This window comes from Fructilactobacillus sp. X3R5C2 (assembly GCF_059901175.1).
The window spans coordinates 79,350-102,397 of the sequence record NZ_JBWXVC010000005.1 but is presented as its reverse complement, the minus strand read 5'-3'; the positions used below and the strand labels follow the sequence as shown (position 1 = coordinate 102,397).

20 protein-coding genes are annotated in these 23,048 nt (G+C 43.6%); 6 read left to right on the top strand and 14 right to left on the bottom strand.

The window, feature by feature from the left end:
• Positions 1-13 precede the first annotated feature (13 nt).
• From AC6UD4_RS06370 to dnaA, 14 genes are all read right to left on the bottom strand, one after another.
• Entirely contained in the window at positions 14-1,342 is a 1,329-nt protein-coding gene (locus tag AC6UD4_RS06370; RefSeq protein ID WP_500694195.1) for an MFS transporter, read from the bottom strand.
• A 62-nt stretch (positions 1,343-1,404) separates the two neighbouring features.
• Entirely contained in the window at positions 1,405-2,805 is a 1,401-nt protein-coding gene (gene dnaB, locus AC6UD4_RS06365; RefSeq protein ID WP_500694196.1) for a replicative DNA helicase, read from the bottom strand.
• A gap of 30 nt (positions 2,806-2,835) precedes the next feature.
• Entirely contained in the window at positions 2,836-3,288 is a 453-nt protein-coding gene (gene rplI, locus AC6UD4_RS06360; protein WP_500694197.1) for a 50S ribosomal protein L9, read from the bottom strand.
• Between the two features lie 51 nt (positions 3,289-3,339).
• Entirely contained in the window at positions 3,340-5,361 is a 2,022-nt protein-coding gene (locus AC6UD4_RS06355) for a DHH family phosphoesterase (RefSeq protein ID WP_500694198.1), read from the bottom strand.
• 110 nt (positions 5,362-5,471) lie between these two features.
• Complete coding sequence (gene rpsR / locus AC6UD4_RS06350; RefSeq protein ID WP_010022194.1) at positions 5,472-5,708, bottom strand: 30S ribosomal protein S18; 237 nt, start codon at positions 5,706-5,708, stop codon at positions 5,472-5,474.
• A 38-nt stretch (positions 5,709-5,746) separates the two neighbouring features.
• Complete coding sequence (gene ssb, locus AC6UD4_RS06345) at positions 5,747-6,256, bottom strand: single-stranded DNA-binding protein (RefSeq protein WP_500694199.1); 510 nt, start codon at positions 6,254-6,256, stop codon at positions 5,747-5,749.
• A 24-nt stretch (positions 6,257-6,280) separates the two neighbouring features.
• Positions 6,281-6,580 (bottom strand): 30S ribosomal protein S6, encoded by a 300-nt coding sequence (rpsF, locus tag AC6UD4_RS06340; protein WP_500694200.1) that lies wholly within the window; start codon positions 6,578-6,580, stop codon positions 6,281-6,283.
• Positions 6,581-6,762: 182 nt separating this feature from the next.
• On the bottom strand, positions 6,763-7,734 hold the full coding sequence (locus AC6UD4_RS06335; RefSeq protein WP_500694201.1) for a GMP reductase: 972 nt from the start codon (positions 7,732-7,734) through the stop codon (positions 6,763-6,765).
• A 186-nt stretch (positions 7,735-7,920) separates the two neighbouring features.
• Positions 7,921-10,362, bottom strand: coding sequence for a DNA gyrase subunit A (gene gyrA / locus AC6UD4_RS06330; RefSeq protein WP_500694280.1), 2,442 nt, complete (start codon positions 10,360-10,362; stop codon positions 7,921-7,923).
• Between the two features lie 123 nt (positions 10,363-10,485).
• On the bottom strand, positions 10,486-12,435 hold the full coding sequence (gyrB, locus tag AC6UD4_RS06325; RefSeq protein ID WP_500694202.1) for a DNA topoisomerase (ATP-hydrolyzing) subunit B: 1,950 nt from the start codon (positions 12,433-12,435) through the stop codon (positions 10,486-10,488).
• Between the two features lie 21 nt (positions 12,436-12,456).
• Entirely contained in the window at positions 12,457-13,572 is a 1,116-nt protein-coding gene (recF, locus tag AC6UD4_RS06320) for a DNA replication/repair protein RecF (protein ID WP_500694204.1), read from the bottom strand.
• Positions 13,573-13,580: 8 nt separating this feature from the next.
• Complete coding sequence (yaaA, locus tag AC6UD4_RS06315; RefSeq protein WP_500694205.1) at positions 13,581-13,799, bottom strand: S4 domain-containing protein YaaA; 219 nt, start codon at positions 13,797-13,799, stop codon at positions 13,581-13,583.
• Positions 13,800-14,062: 263 nt separating this feature from the next.
• The gene (dnaN, locus tag AC6UD4_RS06310; protein ID WP_500694206.1) at positions 14,063-15,202 is read right to left on the bottom strand and encodes a DNA polymerase III subunit beta; all 1,140 of its coding nucleotides are present in this window, start codon (positions 15,200-15,202) and stop codon (positions 14,063-14,065) included.
• A gap of 216 nt (positions 15,203-15,418) precedes the next feature.
• Positions 15,419-16,759 (bottom strand): chromosomal replication initiator protein DnaA, encoded by a 1,341-nt coding sequence (dnaA, locus tag AC6UD4_RS06305; RefSeq protein WP_500694207.1) that lies wholly within the window; start codon positions 16,757-16,759, stop codon positions 15,419-15,421.
• A gap of 482 nt (positions 16,760-17,241) precedes the next feature.
• On the opposite strand from dnaA, the gene rpmH reads away from it, so the two are divergent.
• The 6 genes from rpmH to mnmG all read left to right on the top strand — a co-directional run bounded on the left by rpmH (position 17,242) and on the right by mnmG (position 22,994).
• Positions 17,242-17,376, top strand: a complete 135-nt coding sequence (rpmH, locus tag AC6UD4_RS06300; protein WP_500694208.1) for a 50S ribosomal protein L34 — start codon at positions 17,242-17,244, stop codon at positions 17,374-17,376.
• 58 nt (positions 17,377-17,434) lie between these two features.
• Positions 17,435-17,791, top strand: coding sequence for a ribonuclease P protein component (gene rnpA / locus AC6UD4_RS06295; RefSeq protein ID WP_500694209.1), 357 nt, complete (start codon positions 17,435-17,437; stop codon positions 17,789-17,791).
• A gap of 2 nt (positions 17,792-17,793) precedes the next feature.
• Positions 17,794-18,630, top strand: coding sequence for a YidC/Oxa1 family membrane protein insertase (locus tag AC6UD4_RS06290; RefSeq protein WP_500694210.1), 837 nt, complete (start codon positions 17,794-17,796; stop codon positions 18,628-18,630).
• A gap of 146 nt (positions 18,631-18,776) precedes the next feature.
• Positions 18,777-19,496: an RNA-binding cell elongation regulator Jag/EloR gene (gene jag, locus AC6UD4_RS06285; protein ID WP_500694211.1), complete on the top strand. Its 720-nt coding sequence runs from the start codon at positions 18,777-18,779 to the stop codon at positions 19,494-19,496.
• Between the two features lie 145 nt (positions 19,497-19,641).
• A complete protein-coding gene (gene mnmE / locus AC6UD4_RS06280; protein WP_500694212.1) occupies positions 19,642-21,039 on the top strand; it encodes a tRNA uridine-5-carboxymethylaminomethyl(34) synthesis GTPase MnmE in 1,398 nt (465 codons plus the stop codon).
• Positions 21,040-21,065: 26 nt separating this feature from the next.
• A complete protein-coding gene (gene mnmG, locus AC6UD4_RS06275) occupies positions 21,066-22,994 on the top strand; it encodes a tRNA uridine-5-carboxymethylaminomethyl(34) synthesis enzyme MnmG (protein ID WP_500694213.1) in 1,929 nt (642 codons plus the stop codon).
• Positions 22,995-23,048: the final 54 nt, after the last annotated feature.

Below are 23,048 nucleotides of genomic sequence, written 5' to 3'. Positions count from 1 at the left end.
TTCTCACCTCCAACTAGTCCTTAATGTCGTTTAAGATCCATACTGAGATTGCCGCCAAAACCATGGTAACCGCCGCAATCGCAAAGATGTTAGCAATGGATCCGATTGCCATCACAACTAGTGGACTGGCAAGTGAAGCCACAATTTGGGGAATACAAATTTGAACGTTAAACAGTCCCATGTACACACCAATGTACTTTCCTGGAATCTCACGGGTTACAAAAGTCAACGGGTAGACCGAAACGCCAGCCCATCCAATGCCAATCAAAATAAACGCAAGCACCTGCAAGAAAACGGTGTGGGAGAATGCTGACATCAAAAAGCCGACTCCGCCAATTACCAAACTAATTGAAAAGAGCAACTTGTACTTTCGTTGGGGGATTCTTGATAGTAAAAGTGAAAAAATAACAGCTGATAAAGCATAAACGGCCGATAAAATTCCAAATAAATTACCACCGGACTGATAACCACTGCTCATCGGATTGGTTGTGTTGAAAACGTTTTTGGCAATGATACTCGTCCCGTACATCCACATGTAGGCAAAGCCAATGTAGGCAAAAAGTTGGATGATGGATACCACCCAGAAAACGCGTGGAGCATCTTTTAAAAGCATCCACGTACTCTTTTTGGCCCGTTCGCCATTCTGCTCCAGTCCATGATAATCATTAAACTGTCTAGGGGGGTACTCATCAACCTTCATGACGGTAATAAACGTACAGAAGATTAAAACGATCACCGCAACGTAGAACGAAAAAATGACTGAATTAGGAATCATCCCTTTACTAGCGGTGTTACTGACCCCGAGCTCGGTGAAAACCCACGGCGATAAACACGCTAACACACTCCCAATGTTTAAGAAAAAACTCTGAATTGAGTAAGCAAACCCACTCTGGCGTTGATTAACCATGTCACCAATCAACATCTTGTAGGGTTGCACACACATATTGAACGCAATCATCAAAACCAACGTGATGACGGCGGCCAGTGAGATCGTAATAATGCTCGGCCAGCCAAAATCACCAACGTTTGGTAAAAGAAACAGGGTAATGGCGGAAGCAACGGTCCCAATAATGAGATAGGGAATTCTTCTTCCCCACTTGGGCACCCAGGTTCGATCGGACCACGCTCCCACTAACGGTTGGACAAATAATCCCGCAATTGGAGGAATAATAAACAGAAGCCCTAAAAGACTCGGAGAAGTCCCGAGGGTCTGAAAAATTCTTCCCAGTTGCGAATTCATTAAGCCAAACGCCATTTGGACTCCAAGAATTCCAAAGGATAGAAACCAGATTGCGGCCGTGGTAAGTTTTGGCAACCCTTGTGTCTTTTCATTGTTATTCATTGAAAATCCTCTCAATCATTCTTAATTTTAATAAAAAGACCACTTACTCTGTAAGTGGCCTTTTACTGTACACCATCGTTTGAAGCGTATGAAATCGATGAAAACTTATTATACGATTTAATAAAGAGCAGTTTAACCGTTCCACGTGGACCCGAACGGTTCTTTTCGATAATAACTTCAACTTCGCCAACGTTATCATCGTCATTTTCAACATCGGAACGTGGATCTTGGTCCTCATCGTCTGAATCGTGTTCATAATAATCCTCTCGGTATAAGAATGCAACAATGTCAGCATCCTGTTCGATTGACCCCGATTCACGGATATCAGACAGTACCGGACGCTTGTCCTGACGCTGTTCCACTCCACGCGAAAGCTGAGATAACGCAATCACTGGCACCTGTAATTCATTGGCCAGTTTTTTAAGTTGTCTGGAAATCTCAGACACTTCCTGTTGCCGGTTTTCTTTATTACCACCCTCAATTAACTGGAGGTAGTCGACCACAATCAGCCCTAAGTTCCCCGTTTGTTTTGCCAAACGACGACAGTTGGCCCGAATTCCAGCCATTTTATTGCCGGGAGTATCATCAATGTAAATATGGGCCTTAGAAAGACTGCCCATCGCAATGACTAGGTTCTGCCACTCCTCTTCGGTCAACTGACCCGTTCTAAGGTGATTGGCGTCAATGCTACCTTCAGCACACAACATTCGGTTTACTAACGATTCGGCACTCATTTCCAAACTGAAAATGGCCACCGTCTTGTCGGTCTTGGTTCCCACGTTTTGTGCAATGTTTAGCGCAAAGGCGGTTTTACCAACGGCCGGTCTGGCAGCTAGAATCATCAATTCGCCGGGATGAAGCCCGGTCGTCATCTTGTCGAGCTCATGATAACCGGTCGCAAGTCCCGTGATGTCGTCGCCACCATTTTGAGAAAGTTGGTCAATCTTTGTAAATGATTCGTTTAAAACGTCCTTGATGTTCTTAAATCCCGACTGATTACGGTCCTCAGAGACGTTCATAATGTCACGTTCGGCATTATCTAAGAGGTCTTCGACGTCTTCGGACTGTTCGTATCCCTGAGTGGCAATGTTGGTAGCCGTCTGAATCAAGCGCCTGAGCAAGGCTTTATTTCTTACAATTTTAGCGTAGTAGACCAAGTTAGCGGCCGTTGGCACGGCGTTGGTCAGATCAATGATGTAAGGCACACCACCAACGTCTTCCAGCTGGTCACGCTGCTTCAAAAGATCGGTCACGGTGACGGCATCAATGCCCTGATCGTCATCATTTAGATCCAACATCGCCTTAAAAATTAATTGATGCGCCCGCTTATAGAAGTCATCTGGATTCAGATATTCCATCGCGTCAACTAAACCGTCGGTACTCAGAAAAATGGAACCCAAAACGGCCTTTTCGGCCTCAATATTTTGTGGTGGCGTGTGATCATTTAAAGTATCGTTGTTCATTATCGACTCTTTTCTAACTGCAACTTACGACTATTTTTCGCTGACGTGAACCCGAATTTGAGCGGAAACCTGGGGATGAACCTTAACGGGAACATCGGTGTAACCCATGGTCTTGATTGGCTCACTTAATTCAATCTTCCGTTTATCCAGTTTAATGTTGTATTGATCCAAAAGTCCCTGGGCAATCTGTTTACTGGTAATAGAACCGAACAAGCGACCGTCAGACCCAGCCTTGGCTTTCAACTCAACGACGGTTTTGTCATTTTCAAGTTCTTTTTTTAGTTTCTTGGAATCTGCTAGTTCCTCTTGCTCGTGCTCCTGTTCAACGTGTTGTTGAGCCTTTAATTCACTGATAGCCTGCTTGGTAGCTTCTTTAGCCAAGCCCTTCTTAATCAAAAAGTTGTTAGCATACCCAGATGGCATGTCCTTAACGTCGCCCCGGTTGCCCTTGCCTTTAACATCGCTTAAAAAGATTACTTTCATTTTAAATCCCTCCTTGTTTACTAATAATTTAACAGATTTAAACTAATTCTGCTATTGGTCGGTTTTATCATCGTTATTAACGATTTTATCAATGGCACCTAGCAGTGTCTTCTTAACCTCTGAAACACTTTCGTCGGGAATTTGCGTAGCTCCCGCTGATAAGTGGCCACCTCCACCAAGTGCTTCCATAATCAACTGAACGTTAATGTTACCATTACTTCGCGCCGAAATCCCAATGTTCCCGTTCGTCCGCTTAAAGACGATAAACGAGGCTTCCACTCCGTCAATCGTCAGTAGCGAATCAACGGCTTGCGCGGCAATGACCGAATCATATTCCTTATCATCTTCAGCGGTAATCAGGGCCATGTTCTCATCAATCTGTTCCATCATGGAAATCAGGTGGTTTCGGGCCATGTAATTATTGATACTTTCCTTCATGAAGTCGGCCATTTCGTCAGCGTTGGCACCCGCTGACCGCAGATAACTCGCCGCATCAAACGTTCTCGTTCCCGTTCTAATCGTAAAGGATTGGGTGTCAACCACAATCCCACTCAGCATGGCAGTCGCCTCTAACTGGTTGATTGGATCGGCGTCCTGAGACTGGTACTCAAACATCTCGGTAATCAGTTCGCAGGCTGACGAAGCGTAGGGTTCAATGTAAACCAGGATCGGATTCTCAGGAAAGTCCTCACCACGCCGGTGATGGTCGATGATGACCACGCGGTTCTTTAAGCGTTTGTAAAGGTCCCCAGAAACACCCATGTCAGGTTTGGAATGGTCAACCATAATCAGCAAACTGTTGTCAGTTGCCTTTTTCAACGCCTTATCTGGAGTAATAATTGATTCTTTAATGTCTGGATAATCATCAATCGCGTTTAATAACCGCTTGATGTCTGAGTGCGGTTCTTCGTCATCCATCACAATCCAACACTGCTTCCCGTTCATCTGGGCAATCCGTCTGATTCCCATGGCGGCTCCCATCGCGTCCATGTCAGGCTGTGCATGACCCTGCACAAAGATTTGATCCGATTCTTTCATTAACTCTTGTAAAGCGTGGGAAATCATTCGCGCCCGGACCCGAGTCCGTTTCTCCATTGGGTTCGTCTTTCCACCATAGTAGCGGGCCTCTTTATCCTTGGCCTTAACAACCACCTGATCGCCACCACGACCGAGGGCTAAATCAAGGTTACTCTGAGCCTGGTCGGCTAAGTTGTTCAGATTATTATCATCGTATGCAATCCCAATACTAAGGGTCAAAGGAAGGTTCTGTTTCGAGGTATCTTCTCGAATCACGTCTAAAATCTTAAATTTATCCGCCTCAATTTGATTCAACGCGGAAACGTACAACAGGATAAAGTAATGATCCGCATCAATTCGCTTTAGAAAAATCCCGTATTCCTGCGCCCACGAGCTCAGTTCGTTGGTGATGTAGTTTCTAAGGTTCGAGACGTCCTGGTCGCTCATTGACTGCGTAATTTCGTCAAAGTTATCCAGAAAAATCTGGCCGACCGCAATTTTACCGTTTTCGTACTTCTTTTCAATCTCAGCATAGCGGGTAATGTCCATCATGTAGACGGTGTTGTACTCTCTTTGAATCAACATGTCGAACATGTGACCGCGCCAGGTGACCTCAATTGGCTTGGTCTGGTCAAGGTTTGCCTGAATGATGTCAAAGAGGTCTGGAGCAGAATGGTCAAGTGGATATCCGACCACCTCCGTACTATCAAAGTATGGCTGTAAATATGGATTAATCCACTCCACCACGTGGTTATCATCAAGGATTAAGATCCCAATCGGCATCTCAAGCAGTGACTCCTGTTGTCCGCGCATGATTTGATAGGACAAATCGTTGATGTACTTATCGGATTCTTCACCCACGCGGTTCATCGTGTTAATGGTATAGACGAGCCCCACACAAGCAATCAGTAAAAGAACGATTCCGATAAAGAAGTTGTAGAGAAAGGCAATTACTAGTCCCAAAATCAATGAAATTGCAATAAAAATCGTAATTTTTCTTAATCGTGTATTTTTTAAAAATGGCGGCAACGTCATTTGTGAAAAGAATTTCTTCATAGTAACTCCCATCTTTGCTCCATTATAGCTTCTATTTTATCACATTGAGGCAACCCAATAATCGGATAAAAAAAAGACCTAACTAAATTAGTTAAGTCTCAAATTCTTAATTAGTCACCAACTACGAATGGCATTAAGCCCATGATGCGGGCACGCTTGATCGCAATGGTCAACTTACGTTGGTTTTTAGCGCTCGTTCCGGTAACTCGACGAGGTAAAATCTTACCACGTTCTGATACGAAACGTCTTAACAAATCAACGTCTTTGTAATCAATGTATTCAATGTGATTAGCGGCGATAAAGTCAACCTTACGGCGACGATGGCCACCTCTTCTTTGTTGAGCCATGTGTAATTCCCTCCTAAAACATTAATCAAATCGTTCCATTAAAATGGAAGATCATCATCGGAAATATCAATCTGGTCTCCAGAGTTAGCAAACGGATCCTTCGAATTGTCGTTACCTTTGCTATTGTTAGGAGTGGCCTGACCACTCGTCTTTGGAGTTCCAAACGGATTTTCGCTAGGAGCGTGATTGCCACCGTTGTTAACTTGACCCTGACCATTTCCGTTCTGTGAACGTGGTTCAAGGAGAGTGAAGTTCTCAACGACTACTTCGGTAACATAAACTCGTTGGCCCTGCTTGTTTTCGTAATTTCGGGTCTGAATTCGACCTTCAATTCCAACCAGGGAACCCTTATGCACAAAGTTGGCAAAGTTTTCAGCTGATTTGCGCCAAATGACACAGTTGACGAAGTCAGCTTCCCGATCACCATTTGAGTTAGTGAAACGACGGTCAACAGCTAGCGTAAAAGTACCCACTGCTGCGCCGTTTTGGGTGTATCGCAAATCAACGTCTCGTGTTAAGCGTCCAGTAAGAACTACTGTATTAATCATACTGAAAAACTCCTTTCATTCTAATTATTTGTCGTCTCTTCTTACGATCATATGACGTAAGATGTCTTTGTTAAACTTAGCAAGACGGTCAAACTCGTCTAGACCTTGGTCGTTGTCGCCTTCTTCAACGTTAACAATGTGGTAAGTACCTTCATTGTAACCGCCGATTTCGTAAGCAAGACGACGTTTTTGCCAGTCTTTTGAATCGATTACGTTTGCACCGTTATCAGTCAAGATCTTATCGAAGCGGTTGACCAAGTCAGTCTTGGCAGCATCGTCGATATCTGGTCTGATGATGTAAGTAATTTCGTATTTGTTTTCCATGAATTACACCTCCTTGTGGACTGTCGGCTCTTCAGTGATTTGAAGAGCAAGGGGAGTCAATTAAAATCTAATTAAACTCACAACGATTGATTATATCATTGATTGTTTTTTACTTCAACAGGACATTCGAGACGTTGACTTGCGATACATGATTAAATACGAAGCTTTTTTTAAATCTTTTTTTAATCACCATTATAAATTGAATTTTTTACGACCACGTAATCAACTTTTCTAATGGCATCAATGTCTTTTCCACCAGCATAAGAAATTGATGACTGCAAATCTTCCTGCATTTCTCTTAAAGTGTCGTAGATGCTGCCCTTAAACGGAACCAGCAACTTCTTACCCTCGACGTTCTTGTAGGCACCCTTTTGAAATTGCGATGCGGAACCAAAGTACTCTTTGTATTCCTTACCGTCTTTTTCAACGTTTTTACCGGGCGACTCTTCGTGGCCCGCAAACATCGATCCAATCATGCACATTGTAGCACCAAAGCGAATTGATTTCGCAATATCACCATCGGTCCGAATCCCACCGTCAGCGATGATGGGCTTTCTGGCACCCTTCGCACAGTAACGAATGGCAGCTAGTTGCCATCCTCCCGTCCCAAAGCCAGTCTTTATCTTGGTGATACAGGCTTTCCCGGGTCCAATTCCAACCTTGGTAGCGTCCGCTCCGGCATTTTCAAGTGCCCGCACGGCTTCTGGCGTTCCAACGTTTCCAGCAATCAGGAAGGTGTCAGGCATCTGTTCTTTGACGAATTTAATCATATTGATAACCGAGTCCGAGTATCCGTGAGCAATGTCAATCGTAACGTATTCAGGAAGCTGGCTGGCTTTGACCAACTCTTTAATGAAGTCATACTCGCCAGGCTTGACCCCAATGCTGATAGAGGCAAAGACCCCGTCAGCGTGCATCTTTTTAACAAAATCAAGTCGTTTCTCAGGTTGAAAACGGTGCATGACGTAAAAATAACCGTTTTTTGCGAGGCTTTCGGCTAAATCAGCATTAATGACCGTCTGCATGTTGGCGGGTACGACCGGAATCTTGAACTTACGGCCACCAAATTCCACGGAAGTATCACACTCACTTCTAGAATTGACCACACACTTATTCGGAATCAGTTGAATATCTTCGTAATCAAACACGTCCATCTTCATAACTCTCCTTGATTATTTTACGAACTATTTTGTCAAATTTAGTTTAAATGTTTCAAACACAACCAATATCATAATCGAATTGCACCATTTAATCAATATGAAAGTGCCAATTTACGAATGTTAACCATAAATTTAGGCAAAAAAATAGCACTACCGTTAACGTAGTGTTATTTTTAAAAATTATTCTTCGGATCGATCAGTAGATGAAGCTGGTTCATTGACCTTTGATTCGTTTTCTTCATCCTTAGCAACGACTGCCATCGTCGCAACTTTGGCATTATCGTCGACCCGGATTAAGTGAACTCCAAGGGTGGCACGACCAGTCTCTGAAACGTTATTAACCGCAAAACGAATCATAACACCCATGTTAGTGATTAACATGATGTCTTCATCACCCGTTACGGTACTCAATCCGACTAGGGGACCATTCTTCTTGGTAACGTTTGACGTCTTGATTCCTTTACCACCGCGACCCTTGATCGGGTAGTCGGAGGCTTTCGTGCGTTTCCCGTATCCATTTTCAGAAATGACAAACACGTCACTATCAGGTGTCAAGATGGCCGCTCCAACCACATAGTCGTTTGGTCTGAGTCGAACTCCTCTCACTCCTGAAGCGGAACGTCCCATAGAGCGAACGTCATCAGCTCTAAAGCTAACGGCGTAGCCCAAATGAGTTCCAATGATCATGTTGTCGCCGTTATCCACGATGGATACGCCAATCACTTCATCATTATCGTGCAAGTGAATGGCCTTTAAACCATTCTTTCGAATGTTCAAGAAGTCAGAGACTGGGGTTCGTTTAACCGTTCCCAGTTTCGTTGTAAAGAACAGGTACTTGTCCTCGTCATTATGCTGGGACGAAATACTGATAACCGTTTGAATCTTCTCATTTTGACCCAAGTTTAGGAGGTTAACGATTGGAATTCCCTTCGCTGATCGTCCATATTCCGGTACTTCGTAAGCTTTCATACTATAAACTTTACCAGCGTTGGTGAAGAACAAGAGTCGATCATGGGTTGCCGTTGACAGGAGATGTTCAATGAAATCGTCCTTATTGACACCCATTCCTTGAATTCCACGACCCCCACGGTTCTGAGCCTTGAACTCATCGGTTGGTAGTCGTTTAATGTAACCGTTGTGGGTCAAAGTAATTACGACGTTTTCCTCTTCAATTAAATCTTCGTCCTCAATACTGGTAATTTCACCAACCAGTAATTCGGTCCGCCGTTTGTCACCAAACTTCTTCTGAATCTCAAGGAGTTCATCGTAAATAATGCCGTTGATCCGATCCCGACTGTTTAAAATGTCTTTGTAATCTTTAATGTTAGCCAGTAATTTGTTGTGCTCGTCGGTAATCTTGCCACGTTCCAGTCCGGTTAATCGAACCAGCCGCATGTCTAAGATGGCCTGAGCTTGCTTGTCGTCTAAATCAAAATTGCTAATCAGTTCGTTTTTGGCGATATCGCCAGTCGCGGAATTACGAATAATCTTGATGACGGCATCAATGTTGTCAAGAGCAACCAGTAACCCTTCCAGAATGTGAGATCGAGCTTGAGCCTTACGTAAGTCAAACTTCGTTCTTCTGGTAATAACTTCCACCTGATACTCCAGGTAGTACTGCAAAATTTGTTTCAGACTCAAAACTTTCGGCGCACCATCAACGATGGCTAGCATGTTGAAACTAAAGGAGGTTTGCATCAGGGTTAACTTGTAAAGATTGTTCAAGATAACTTCGGCTGAAGCATCCCGTTTGACATCAATCACAACCCGCATTCCGTCCTTATCGGACTCATCGTTAATGGCGGTAATGCCCTCAATTCGTTTGTCCCTTACTAGTTCAGCAATCCGTTCGATTAACTTGGCCTTGTTGACCATATACGGCAATTCAGTCGCAATAATGCGCTGCTTGCCGTTTTTTTGTTCCTCAATGTCAACCTTAGCCCGAACAATGATACTACCACGACCTGTTTCGTAGGCTCTTCTGATTCCGGATTTACCCATGACTACTCCCCCAGTGGGGAAGTCAGGTCCGGGCAGAGCTTCCATCAGATCATTGGTGGTAGCGTCTGGATTTCGCATCAAAATGTGAATTGCACTAATTACTTCGCTTAAATTGTGAGGTGGAATGTTAGTGGCCATTCCAACCGCAATCCCAGAAGCTCCATTTAAAAGGAGGTTCGGAATTCTAGCCGGTAAGACCACTGGTTCACGTTCGGTGCCATCGTAGTTGGGCTGAAAATCAACGGTGTCCTTGTTGATGTCTCGCAACATTTCCATCGCAATCTTGGAGAGTCGTACCTCGGTGTAACGCATGGCAGCGGCACCATCACCATCGACGGAACCAAAGTTTCCGTGTCCGTCAACTAACATGTAACGATAACTAAATTCCTGAGCCATTCGAACCATGGCCTCATACACGGAACTGTCACCGTGAGGATGAAACTTTCCTAGAACATCCCCAACAATTCGCGCGGATTTCTTGTAAGGCTTATCCGGTGTAACTCCTAGTTCGTGCATATCGTACAGGATTCGACGATGAACCGGTTTTAAGCCGTCACGAACGTCAGGAAGCGCACGGGACACAATCACACTCATTGCATAATCCAAGAATGATGATCTCATCTTCTTCGATAATTCAATGTTTTGAACTCGACTTGGTTTATTATTTTCTTCATTTGCCAAGAGATTTTGCCTCCATTCCTTGTTAAATCAGTCAATTAACCTAATTGTTTCACGTGAAACAATTTATACATCCAGGTTTTCAACAAAGGTTGCGTTGTCTTCAATAAACTTCCGTCTTGGAGCCACCTTTTCACCCATTAACATGGTGAAGGCTTCTTGAGCAGCCGAAGCATCATCAGAAGTAACCCTTAGTAAACGACGATGATCTGGATTCATGGTGGTGTCCCATAACTGTGAGGCATCCATTTCGCCTAAACCTTTGTATCGTTGAATTTGTGGTTTTGGTGAAGCCGGAAGTTGAGCTAACAACTCCTGAAGTTCCTCATCAGAATCAACGTATCGTTGGAATTTGTTTCCCTGACGAACTCGGTACAACGGTGGCTGGGCAATGTAGACGTATCCAGCATCAATCATTGGACGCATGTAGTTATAAATTAAGGTTAGAAGCAAAATCTGAATGTGGGCCCCATCAACATCGGCATCGGTCATGATGATTAACTTGTGGTAGTTAACCTTACTAATGTCGAAGTCACTGCCAAAGCCAGTCCCCATCGCGGTAAACAAAGAACGAATTTCTTCGTTAGCCAGAATTTTTTCCATCGTGGCCTTTTCAACGTTTAAAATTTTGCCACGAATTGGCAGGATGGCCTGCGTCAGTCTAGAACGACCTTGTTTAGCGGAACCCCCGGCCGAGTCACCTTCGACAATGAACAATTCGGAGACTTTCGGGTCCTTACTGGTGTTGTTAGCCAACTTCCCGGGTAAACTGTTGATTTCAAGTCCGCTTCGTTTTCTGGTTACTTCACGAGCCCGTTTTGCTGCGGCTCGCGCTTTAGATGCCACGGAACCCTTTTCAACAATCTGTTCGGCAATCTGAGGATGTTCCATCATGAACTTGGAAAATTCCTGACCGAAAATGTGGTTCGTAGCGGTTCTCGCATCAGAGTTACCAAGTTTGGTCTTGGTCTGACCCTCAAATTGAGGATCGGGATGCTTAACCGAAACGACCGCGGTCATTCCTTCTCGAACATCGTCACCAGAAAGGTTCGGTTCGCTATCCTTAATTAAATTGTTGTTTCTCCCGTAGTTATTGATAATTCGGGTCAAAGCCTGCTTGAACCCTTCTTCGTGGGTTCCACCTTCATAGGTATTGATGTTATTAGTAAACGTCAAAAGAGTGCTGTGATAATCGTTAGTGTACTGAATGGAAACTTCGACCGTGATGCCATTTTCCTGACCCTCAATGTAGATGGGATCCTTGAAGATTGGAGTGCGACCCCGATCGAGGAATTCAACGTAGTGCCGAATTCCACCTTCGTAGAAGAAATCGTGTTCCACGGGTTTTTCGGGGCGATCGTCTCTAATTGTGATTCTTAACCCCTTGTTTAAAAAGGCCAGTTCTCTGACACGCGTGGTCAAAGTCTTCATGTTAAAGGTCGTGGTCTCGGTAAAGATGTCTGGATCGGGAACAAAGTGAACCTTAGTTCCGTGAGCATCCCTGGGTGCGTCCCCAATGACTTTCATTGGCGTCTTGACGTGACCCCTTTCAAAGTCCATGTAGTACCGCTTGCCACCTTTAGTAACAACAACGTCCAGTTCCTTTGACAAGGCGTTTACCACTGAGGCTCCAACTCCGTGAAGTCCACCAGAAACCTTGTATCCGCCACCACCGAATTTACCACCAGCGTGAAGGATAGTGAAGACGGTCTCTAGTGCCGATTTACCGGTATCTTTTTGGGTATCCACGGGAATCCCACGACCGTTATCAACGACCGTAATACTGTTATCCTTTTCCACGGTAACGTTGATTTCGTCAGCAAAACCCGCCAACGCTTCGTCAATTCCGTTATCGATAATTTCCCAAACTAAGTGATGGAGTCCCTGTTCGTTAGTGGCTCCAATGTACATTCCGGGACGCTTTCTGACCGCTTCTAGTCCCTTTAGGACTTGGATTTGACTAGCGTCGTACTCCCCGGCTCGTTCTCTTTTTGCTTCTTTTTCTTGATCAGTCACTACAATTCCTCCTCAACTACGTTACTCGGATACAATGACTCCCTTTTCAATGTGAAAAGTCTTGGGATTGTTGATTAAATCAGATGCGACCCCACTCATACTTGTGGTGGTTAGAAAGGTTTGAACCCGATCCTGAATGGCAGTCAGCAAGTGGGTCTGCCGACTTTCATCAAGTTCAGACAAAACATCATCAAGTAGTAAAACCGGGTACTCGCCGGTTTCTTCTTTCATTAAATCGATCTCGGCCAACTTCGTGGATAATGCCGCCGTTCGCTGTTGACCCTGTGAACCAAATATAGAGACATCCTTACCGTTAACCATGAAGTGTAAATCGTCACGATGCGGCCCAAAGATCGTCGTTCCTTGCCTCACTTCTTTATCTCGATTGGCCTTAAATTTAGCCAGCAGACTCTGATAGATTCGTTCCACCGACGTTAAATCGGTCTTTTTTAGCGCGGTGACGTATTTAAATCGCAACGTTTCCTTTTGCTGTGAAATTTCGTAATGGATGGCCGAAGACCATTTCTGTAATTTGGCAATCAGTTGGATGCGTTGAAAAATAATCTTGGCCGCATACGCTGAAAGCTGGTCTGACAATACATCCAGGTAGACCAGATCACTCTGTTTGTGAAGTAATAGTTCACGTAAATAGGCGTTTCGTTGTTTCAAAATTCGACGGTACTGGGTCATGTTGTATAAATAGCGATTACTCATCTGGCCAAACTCCATGTCCATAAAGTGCCTTCTAATCTGAGGCGAACCCTTTACAATCGACAAATCTTCGGGAGCAAACAAAATCACGTTCAGCTGCCCGACGTAAGACGATAGCTTGGGCTGTTCAATGTGATTGACCTTAGCTCGCTTGCCATTTTTACCAAAATCAAGCTCTAGTTCAGTGGTAGTATGGTTCTTTTTAACTCGACCCCACAATTGCGCATGGTGTTCTTCCCAATTAATCAAATCACGATTGGTAGTGGTCCGATGACTTTTGGTAAGGGCGAGCGCGTAAATTGCTTCAAGTAGATTGGTTTTGCCCTGGGCGTTTTGTCCAAGTAACACGTTCACTCCATCTGAGAAATGAACGTCAGCATCTTTATAATTACGAAAATTGCGTAATTTCAATTCTTCTAGCTGCATGCTTAACCCTACTTTGTCTTAATAAAAAACATCCCTACGTCTGGAATTGAGACCGTATCACCCTGGTAGAGTTTCTTGCCACGTCGATTCTCAGGCTCATCGTTTAGATACACCATATTTTCCTTTAGGTACCACTTCGCTTTGCCACCTGATTCAACAATGTTCTCTTCTTTTAAGAGTTGCCCTAAAGTTATGTACGGAGTCGTTATGAAAATGTCTTTTTTCATGAATTCACCCACTTTCAATCTATTTCTATTATACGCTAAAATTTGGTAAAAGTACATAAATCGGGCGATTTTATGCGTTTTATGCGCGTGTACGCATTTCTAGACAAAAATGCCTCAAATGATCTAAAAAGCTCATATTCGTAAATAAATGGAAATATGAGCTTTTTTAATATTTTGAGGTCTTTGGTAAATATAATTTGGTTTCATTTTAAAGACATAAAAAAAACGACCTCAAAATGAAGGTCGTTAATAATCATTCTTAATTAAAAGGTTCGAACTGGGGTAATCAATTGGATGAAATCTTCTTTATTTTCGGTTGGAACCAGCGTGAACGGACGAAGAGCTGAGGTAAACGCAATCTCAATGTCAGTTTGCCCAAAAACTCTGAGAGCTTCCTTCATGTAATCGGGGTTAAACGAAATTTCAAGGTCATCGCCCTCTGAAGTCTTTGGCTTTAAATCCTCTTCAACGGTTCCAACGTCAGGAGAATTCCCCGAAATGGTAACGACCTGGTCGGTTGGTTTAATCGTCAACTTAATGACGTTATTTCGCGATTCATGTGACAACAGCGAAGCCCGCTCGATTGCGGCGAGCAAGTCACCGGCCGCAAACTCCATCTTAGTACTTGAAGTCTTTGGAATCAGACGCGAAGTATCCGGATAATTGCCCTCAAGTAAACGTGAGTAGAACCGGGTGTCGCCGAGGGTAAAGAGGACCTGATTCTCTGACAGGTTCATCTGGATGTTTTGATCGATTCCGTCAAGCATGTGTGAGAGTTCTTTTAAACTGTCACCTGGGATGACCACGTCAAACTTACCGTCGTCATCAGCTGGAAGACTAACTCTTCGTTGGCTTAAACGGTGACTGTCGGTTGCAACCGCAAGCAACTTATTGTTAGCAAGCGTGAAGTGCACCCCAGTCAAGATTGGCCGACTTTCCTGTTTTGAAACCGCAATGACCGTCTGGCCGATAACCTGTCTGAAAATATCAGCCGCTAAATCAACCGTATTCTCGGAATCAATTTCAGGTAGATGTGGGTAACCGTTCGCATCAAGACCGTTGATTGTAAATTCTGAGTTGCCTGACTTAATCGTGGTCTGAAAGTTGTCACCAACTTCTAATGACATGGTTTTATCGGGTAACTTTTTAACGATCTCACTAAAAAAACGAGCTGGTAAGACGATGCTACCAGTTGAGTTAATCGTGAGTTCATTATCTGGATTAGAAGCTTGAATGCTCGTTTGAATTGAAACGTCAGCGTTACTACCAGTTAGTAGAATGTCACTTTCTGATACGTCTAATTTTAAACCCGTCAAAATTGGAATGGTCGTTTTTGATGAGATTGCTCTTGATACGGTATTTAGTGCTTTGATGAAAGCATTACGGTTAATTACGAATTTCATTGCCAAATTTCCCCCTCAAAATGTGGTGCATGTTTATTTACTTAATTAAAAAGATAAAAAACAGTAGAAGCAGTAGGCACTGTTAATACTGTGGATAACTCAATGATTAGTTACGGAATAAAAGTTATCAACTGTGGATAACTTTGTGGGTAAATCAACGGTTAAATTCCCGTTTATCCACACCCGTCATTATAACATTTTTAAACCGAGCAACGCTTAGTGCTGGAGTTCCGTCTTGATGTCTGAGATTTGCTTACTCAGATCAGAGTCATTTGCGGCCATTTTACTAATCTTGTCGTAGGCGTGAATGACGGTAGTGTGATCCTTACCACCGAATTCGTCGCCAATCTTTGGAAGCGAATTGTCGGTCATTTCACGTGACAGGTACATGGCAACCTGTCTAGGAACCACGATGGCCTTGACCCGTTTGGTGCCCTTAATTTCCTTTACACTAATGTGATAGTAAGAGGCGACTTTCGAGATAATGTCTGATACGGTCAGAGCCGAGCGCGCCTTGGCCAACTTCAGCGGCCTTAGGGCGTTTGCCACTAGTTCAGTGTCAATGGGAGCGTTATTGAGTTTGGAAAAAGCCTGCACCCTTGATAACGCCCCCTCCAGTTCTCTGACGTTAGACTCAATTTGACTCGCGATGTAGCCTAATGCGTCCGCTGGAATGTTCATGTTGTCAGCTTTGGCCTTGGCCCTAAGGATAGCGGTTCGTGTCTCTAAATCGGGAGCAGTAATGTCAACGGATAGTCCCCACGCAAATCGTGATACCAACCGGTCTTTTAGTTTTGGCACTTCGTTTGGCAAACGGTCAGACGTTAGCACAATCTGCTTGTGATTGGAATATAACGCTTGAAAGGTGTTAAAAAACTCATCCTGAGTTCCTTCTTTATTACCAAAAAACTGGATGTCATCAACTAAGAGGACGTCGACGTTTCGGTAAACGTTTCTGAAATCATCCATCTTATTGTTTTGGATGGCACCGATAAAGTCGTTGGCGAATTTCTCACTTGTAACGTACATCACCCGCTGACTCGGGTCGTGTTTGATAATGTTGTTGCCAATCGCGTGCATCAAGTGGGTCTTACCTAAACCAACTCCACCATATAAGAAGAGTGGATTGTACAATTTTCCGGGTGATTCACTGACCGCTAACGCTGCGGCCTGAGCCATCTTGTTACCCTGTCCAATCACGAAGGTTTCAAAGGTGTAATTGGGCTCTAAGTGCGTGTCGGTGTAACTATATGATTTTTCGTTCTCATCTTCCGGTGTAGGAGCTGGGGTTTGCTTCTTTTTTAATTCTTCTTCTAGAACAAATTTTGGTGAAATGTTCTTGTAAGTAATGGCATAAGCGTACTCAACCAGCTGACTTTTAAGCATTTTCTCCCAGTAGTCACGGTGAAGCGAGGATGGTAATTCGAGTGTTAGGGTATCGCCCTCATATGAGATTGGGTTCACGGTGGCGATCCATGTATCATATGTCGTTCCCTCAAATTTCGGATCCGCTTTAAATTTACTTTTAATTTTGTTCCATAATTCGTTTTGATCCATTGAGAGTGACTCCTTGTGTTTAAATTATGAATGTATAATATCATTTTTAAAAAAAGTTTTCCACAGAAAAAACAGGGTGTGGACAAATGTTTCACACCTTGTTTACTGTTTATCCACAGCATTGTTAATAAATATCAAAATCACGCGAATATTTTAGGTAATTAACACGAAAATGTGGACAACTAATTATTAATGTGACGGGGATGTCAGCGTGATTATTGATTTTATCCACAGATTGTGGTTAACGTTGTTAACATGCTGTGTTTTTGTTTAAAAACGTGTTGAATTCGTGTTAATTACGGGATGAGTTATCCACAATAATCCACAAGTAAATTTTATGAAACTTTTTTGAATCGAACGGAGTGTTACCTATGAATTTAAAATCCCTATTTGAAGATTGGTCGATTTGTGATACTATAAGTTAGAAAAGCTATTGAATAAACAATTTAATATAGGCGATTAATTAGTAAGGAGGGTTAGTAATGAAAAGAACTTACCAACCAAAGAAACGTCGTAGAAACCGCGTTCATGGATTTAGAAAACGTATGAGCACTGGCAAAGGTCGCAAAGTGTTAGCACATCGACGTCAAAAAGGTAGAAAAGTATTATCGGCATAGGCCACTGACCATTCAGTGGTCTTTTTCATTATTTTTTGAAAATACTTGGAGATTATTCATGAGAAAATCGTACCGTGTCAAAAAAGAAGCTGACTTTCAAAGGGTTTTCGAAAAACATGATTCGGTTGCTAATCGACAATTTGTCGTGTATCAACTGGAAAAGCCGGGACAAAAACACTTCCGCATCGGGATTTCCGTTGGAAAGAAGATTGGAAATGCCGTGCATCGCAACTGGGTTAAACGTAGAATTCGCCAGTCGATCACCGAATTAAAGCCAGACCTAAAAACGGACGTTGATTTTTTAATCATTGCGAGACCGAGAGCGGATGCGATGTCACAAAAAGACGTTAAGGCAAGTCTAATTCATGTTTTAAAGTTAGCTCATTTACTAGATTCTGATTATAGCGAGGAATAAAATTGAAAAAACTTAAACGAATCGCTACTACACTTGCGATTGCCAGTATTGGTCTGGTGCTCACGGCATGTAGTAACGCCCCAATTACTAGTCATAGTAAAGGAATTTGGGATGGCTTAGTTGTCTTGAATTTCTCAAGAGTGATTATTTGGTTATCAAAGTTCTTTGGCGATAACTATGGAATTGGAATTATCCTCTTCACCATTTTGGTTAGAATTATTCTTCTTCCATTAATGATGTATCAGACCAAGAGTATGAAGAAGACCCAGGAAATTCAGCCCCAATTGAAGGCCCTGCAAAAGAAGTACTCCAGTAAAGATTCAGAGACCATGGAAAAACTGCAGACCGAGCAGCAAAAGCTCTATAAGGAAGCAGGAATTAATCCATGGGCCGGCTGTTTGCCAATGGTAGTCCAGTTGCCAGTGATCTTCGCCTTGTATCAAGCCATCTGGCGAACTCACATTCTTCGAACTGGTCACTTCTTGTGGTTACAGCTGGGAACTCCAGATCCGTACTACATTCTGCCAGTTTTGGCCGCCGTGTTCACGTTCTTTAGTTCGTGGTTGTCAATGAAGGGTCAACCCGAATCAAACGGAATGACCACGATGATGACGATTGGGATGCCAATCATTATCTTCTTCACCGCGTTAAACGTGCCATCAGCTTTGTCACTATACTGGGTGGTAACCAACGCGTTCCAAGTAGTTCAAACGTTATTGATTCAGAACCCTTGGAAGATTAATCGTGAACGTGAAGAAAAAGAACGTGAAAAGCGTCAACACGATCGCGCCGTTAAAAAGGCCATTCGAAAGGCCAAGCAGAGTAAACATCACAAATAGATTACTAAACAAAAAGCAGACGTTGGTCTGCTTTTTTTATTTTTGTGACAAATGTAATATTACATCTCTAAAATCCTATTCCAACAGCTATTTAATTTGTGCTAAGATTAATAGCGTTAGACGTTTACAAAAATAGGAGAACAATAATGACGAAATACACCGGAGCCACCATCGAAGAAGCCGTTAAAAATGGCTTAAAATCACTTGATACTAATCGAAATAATGTTGAAATTAAAGTTATTAAAACCGCAAGTAAGGGATTTTTCGGACTTTTTAAACATCCCGCAGAAGTTGAAATGGAATTGAAATCATCTGCTCCAGACCCAAAACCAGCAGGTGGCAAGTTAAAAATTAAAAGAGAAGCGAGCACAGCGGTTGCTAATCCAGTTCAAACAGAGGATCGTCACGCTAGAAACGTTGAAGCTATTAGTGGACTAATTAAATATTTACAAGCAATTACTGATCAGATGGGGATTGAGGCCGAACTAAGTTATGAGATGCCCAACAATCGGCACGTGATCATTAATTTTGATACGCCCAAAGAGGGGCTTTTGATTGGCAAACACGGTCGGACCATCAATGCCTTACAGGAATTAAGTGGGATTTATTTAAATAATATGGGGATTAGCTACCTTGAAGTTGAGCTGGATACGGCTAATTATCGCAGTCGGAGACTTCAGATCCTTACCAGTCTAGCTGAGCGAACCGCAAGAGAGGTCGCTGCCACCGGCAAGCCGGTCTATCTGGACCCGATGCCATCTTTTGAGCGCAAACAGATTCACGTGACGCTGGAAGATAACCCCTACGTGATGACATATTCGGCAGGACGGGAACCCCATCGTTCAATCGTAGTAGCTCCACGGTAAAATGATTGACAAAATAAAACTTTCGTCCTATTATGTGTAGGATTGTAAATTCGAATAGGTAAAGTAGTGAAAGTACTTTATCCACGCAACGGGCGTGGTTTAAGTACTTTTTTTATGCGATTAAAAATGAGAAAGGAGTTTTCAAATGGCACTGACAACGACTGATTACGATACCATTGCGGCAATTTCGACCCCACCTGGTGAAGGTGGCATTTCGATTGTTCGGGTTAGTGGATCGGATGCAATGAAAGTGGCTGAAAAGATTTATCGGGGCAAGAACCTCGAAAAGGTGGCGTCAAACACGATTAACTATGGTCACATTGTTGATCCAGCAGACCACAACAGTGAAGTTGATGAAGTGATGGTATCGGTCATGAGAGCGCCTAAGACGTATACCAAGGAAGATATCATTGAGATTAACTGTCACGGTGGGATTGTGGCAACCAACAAGATTTTGCAGTTGGTTTTAAGTAACGGTGCCAGAATGGCAGAACCCGGTGAATTCACTAAGCGGGCCTTTTTAAACGGACGTCTGGACCTTTCACAATCGGAAGCCGTCATGGATCTGATTGAGGCGAAGACTGACGAATCGATGAAAGCGGCTTTAAATCAGCTCGATGGGAACCTGTCTCATTTAATTAAGCACCTGCGTCAAGACATCTTAGACGTGCTGGCTCAGGTCGAAGTCAACATTGACTACCCGGAGTACGATGACGTGGAGACGATGACGTCGAAGCTTTTAATGGATAAGTCCAAGGAACTAAAGGCGCAGATTGACCAATTGCTAAAGACGGCTAAACAAGGAAAAGTCTTACGAGACGGTTTAAACACCGCTATCATTGGACGTCCCAACGTGGGTAAGTCGAGTTTATTGAACCGTCTCTTACACGAAGAAAAGGCGATTGTAACCGACGTGCCGGGGACTACGCGGGATGTTTTAGACGAATACGTGAACGTTTCTGGCGTTCCCTTGCACCTAGTTGATACCGCTGGGATTCGTGATACTAACGATAAAGTTGAAAAAATTGGAGTCGATCGTTCTAGAAAAGCCATCAAGCAGGCTGATTTGGTACTACTAGTGTTAAACGCTAGTGAACCGTTGACTGACGAAGATCGGGAACTTTTGGATCTGACGCAGCACAGCAAGCGGATTATCCTATTGAATAAAACGGATTTACCAGAAAAAATTGATGTTGATGAGTTAAAGAACCGCTATCATGCTGATAACGTGATTAAGACCCAAGCCGTAAAGGATAACGGAACCAAATCCTTAGAGGATACGATTTCGAAGATGTTCTTTACTGGTGGCATTAAGAGTTCTCAAAACGACGTCATGGTTACTAATGCCAGGCATATTAGTCTCTTACAACAGGCCAGTGATTCCCTTCAGTCCGTTGAAAATGGGTTAAATAACGGGATGCCCGTTGATTTAGTTCAGATTGACATGACGAACGCTTGGGATTTACTTGGTGAAATTACCGGTGATAGTTACGATGGCGAATTACTGGATCAATTATTTAGTCAGTTCTGTTTGGGTAAATAAGACTTTGACTCAATGGAGGTTTTTAAATGAATAAAATGATACAGCAAGAAGTGAAGCAGACCTACAATGGTGGCGATTACGACGTCATCGTCGTTGGAGCTGGCCACGCTGGCTGTGAAGCCGCACTAGCCGCTGCCCGCATGGGTCAAAAAACACTGCTTGTGACAATTAATCTTGATATGGTGGCGTTTATGCCATGTAATCCGTCGGTTGGTGGCCCCGCTAAGGGAACGGTCGTAAGAGAAATCGACGCCCTTGGTGGTGAGATGGGGAAAAACATCGACAAGACCTACATTCAGATGCGGATGTTAAACACCGGGAAAGGTCCCGCCGTCAGAGCTTTACGGGCGCAAGCTGATAAGCACGCCTACCACCATGAAATGAAAAACACCCTGGAAAAAGAGCCCAATTTGACGCTCCGCCAGGGAATCGTAGAACGTCTGATCGTGAAAGACGGTCAGGTTGAGGGTGTGGTTACCAATACGGGTGCCAAATATCACTCCAAAGCCGTGGTCATCTGTGCTGGTACGGCCGCTCGTGGTAAGATCATTATTGGTGAACTGATGTATTCCTCGGGCCCAAACAACTCAATTCCAGCCATTCATCTTTCAGAAAACCTGGAAGATTTGGGCTTTGAACTAAAACGATTTAAGACGGGAACGCCACCGCGTGTCAACGGTGATACCATTCACTACGATGAAGCGGAGGAGCAACCGGGCGACGAAACGCCCCATCATTTCAGTTACACCACTCCGTATGCCGATTATTTACCGGTTTCAAAGCAAATTTCGTGCTGGTTGACGTACACTAATGAAGAAACCCATCAGATTATCAAGGATAATTTGGATCGCGCACCGATGTTTACTGGGGTCATCGAAGGGGTCGGTCCCCGTTACTGTCCATCAATTGAGGACAAGGTCGTTCGTTTTGCGGACAAAAAGCGCCACCAGGTCTTCTTGGAACCAGAGGGACGCCATAATGAGGAGTGGTACGTTGATGGGATGTCAACCTCTCTTCCAGAAAAAGTTCAACAACAGATGTTACATTCTGTGAAAGGCCTTGAAGACGCGAAGATGATGCGTCCTGGTTATGCGATCGAGTATGACATTATCTCTCCATATCAATTGAAGCCAACGCTTGAAACCAAGAAAGTTAGTGGATTATTTAGCGCGGGTCAAACCAACGGAACCTCGGGATACGAAGAGGCCGCGGGACAAGGCTTGATCGCTGGAATTAATGCCGCTCTTAAAATTCAGGGGAAAGACCCGTTGATTTTGCAGCGAGACCAAGGATACATTGGCGTTCTAATCGATGACCTGGTTACGAAGGGAACTAACGAACCGTACCGTCTCCTGACGAGTCGGGCTGAATATCGACTCCTGCTTAGAAACGACAATGCTGACATGCGGCTGACGCCAATTGGTCACCAGTTGGGTCTGATTTCAGATGAACGTTATGACAAGTTTGTTGAAAAACGTAATGCCGTTGAGGATGAAATCAAGCGTTTGAACACCGTACGGATTAAACCAAGTGAAAAGGTCAACCAGTTCGTTGAAGCTCAGGGTGATAAACCGTTAAAAGACGGGATCATCGCAGCCCAGTTCTTACGTCGGCCGTACGTAAATTACGAAAAGTTACTTGATTTTATTTCGGGACCCGACGAAAAATTGGATCCAGAAGTGGTGGAACAGGTCGAAATCAGAACGAAGTACGCTGGCTACATCAAAAAAGAAGAAGATAAGGTCGCCCGCATGAAGAAGATGGAGTCAAAGAAGATTCCTGATAAGATTGATTACTCCGTAATTGATGGGATCGCAACTGAGGGTCGCCAAAAATTGGAGAAAATCCAACCGGAGACGATCGCACAGGCCGCCCGAATCAGTGGGGTCAATCCTTCTGACATTGCCATTCTCTCCGTTTACATTCAACAGGGAAAAATTGCGAAGAAAAAATAAGATCAAGCTGGACTACGTGAATAGTCCGGCTTTTTGTTATTTCTAAGTTAAGTT

Bases quoted from the DNA above. Each gene is read 5' to 3' on its own strand.
- dnaA (WP_500694207.1), bottom strand. From the start codon at position 16,759: ATGGATCAAAACGAATTATGGAACAAAATTAAAAGTAAATTTAAAGCG.
- mnmG (WP_500694213.1), top strand. From the start codon at position 21,066: ATGAATAAAATGATACAGCAAGAAGTGAAGCAGACCTACAATGGTGGC.
- ssb (WP_500694199.1), bottom strand. From the start codon at position 6,256: ATGATTAATACAGTAGTTCTTACTGGACGCTTAACACGAGACGTTGAT.
- rpsF (WP_500694200.1), bottom strand. From the start codon at position 6,580: ATGGAAAACAAATACGAAATTACTTACATCATCAGACCAGATATCGAC.
- AC6UD4_RS06370 (WP_500694195.1), bottom strand. From the start codon at position 1,342: ATGAATAACAATGAAAAGACACAAGGGTTGCCAAAACTTACCACGGCC.
- rpsR (WP_010022194.1), bottom strand. From the start codon at position 5,708: ATGGCTCAACAAAGAAGAGGTGGCCATCGTCGCCGTAAGGTTGACTTT.
- yaaA (WP_500694205.1), bottom strand. From the start codon at position 13,799: ATGAAAAAAGACATTTTCATAACGACTCCGTACATAACTTTAGGGCAA.
- rplI (WP_500694197.1), bottom strand. From the start codon at position 3,288: ATGAAAGTAATCTTTTTAAGCGATGTTAAAGGCAAGGGCAACCGGGGC.
- recF (WP_500694204.1), bottom strand. From the start codon at position 13,572: ATGCAGCTAGAAGAATTGAAATTACGCAATTTTCGTAATTATAAAGAT.
- gyrA (WP_500694280.1), bottom strand. From the start codon at position 10,362: ATGAGATCATCATTCTTGGATTATGCAATGAGTGTGATTGTGTCCCGT.
- rnpA (WP_500694209.1), top strand. From the start codon at position 17,435: ATGAGAAAATCGTACCGTGTCAAAAAAGAAGCTGACTTTCAAAGGGTT.
- rpmH (WP_500694208.1), top strand. From the start codon at position 17,242: ATGAAAAGAACTTACCAACCAAAGAAACGTCGTAGAAACCGCGTTCAT.
- dnaB (WP_500694196.1), bottom strand. From the start codon at position 2,805: ATGAACAACGATACTTTAAATGATCACACGCCACCACAAAATATTGAG.
- dnaN (WP_500694206.1), bottom strand. From the start codon at position 15,202: ATGAAATTCGTAATTAACCGTAATGCTTTCATCAAAGCACTAAATACC.
- mnmE (WP_500694212.1), top strand. From the start codon at position 19,642: ATGGCACTGACAACGACTGATTACGATACCATTGCGGCAATTTCGACC.
- AC6UD4_RS06355 (WP_500694198.1), bottom strand. From the start codon at position 5,361: ATGAAGAAATTCTTTTCACAAATGACGTTGCCGCCATTTTTAAAAAAT.
- AC6UD4_RS06335 (WP_500694201.1), bottom strand. From the start codon at position 7,734: ATGGACGTGTTTGATTACGAAGATATTCAACTGATTCCGAATAAGTGT.
- jag (WP_500694211.1), top strand. From the start codon at position 18,777: ATGACGAAATACACCGGAGCCACCATCGAAGAAGCCGTTAAAAATGGC.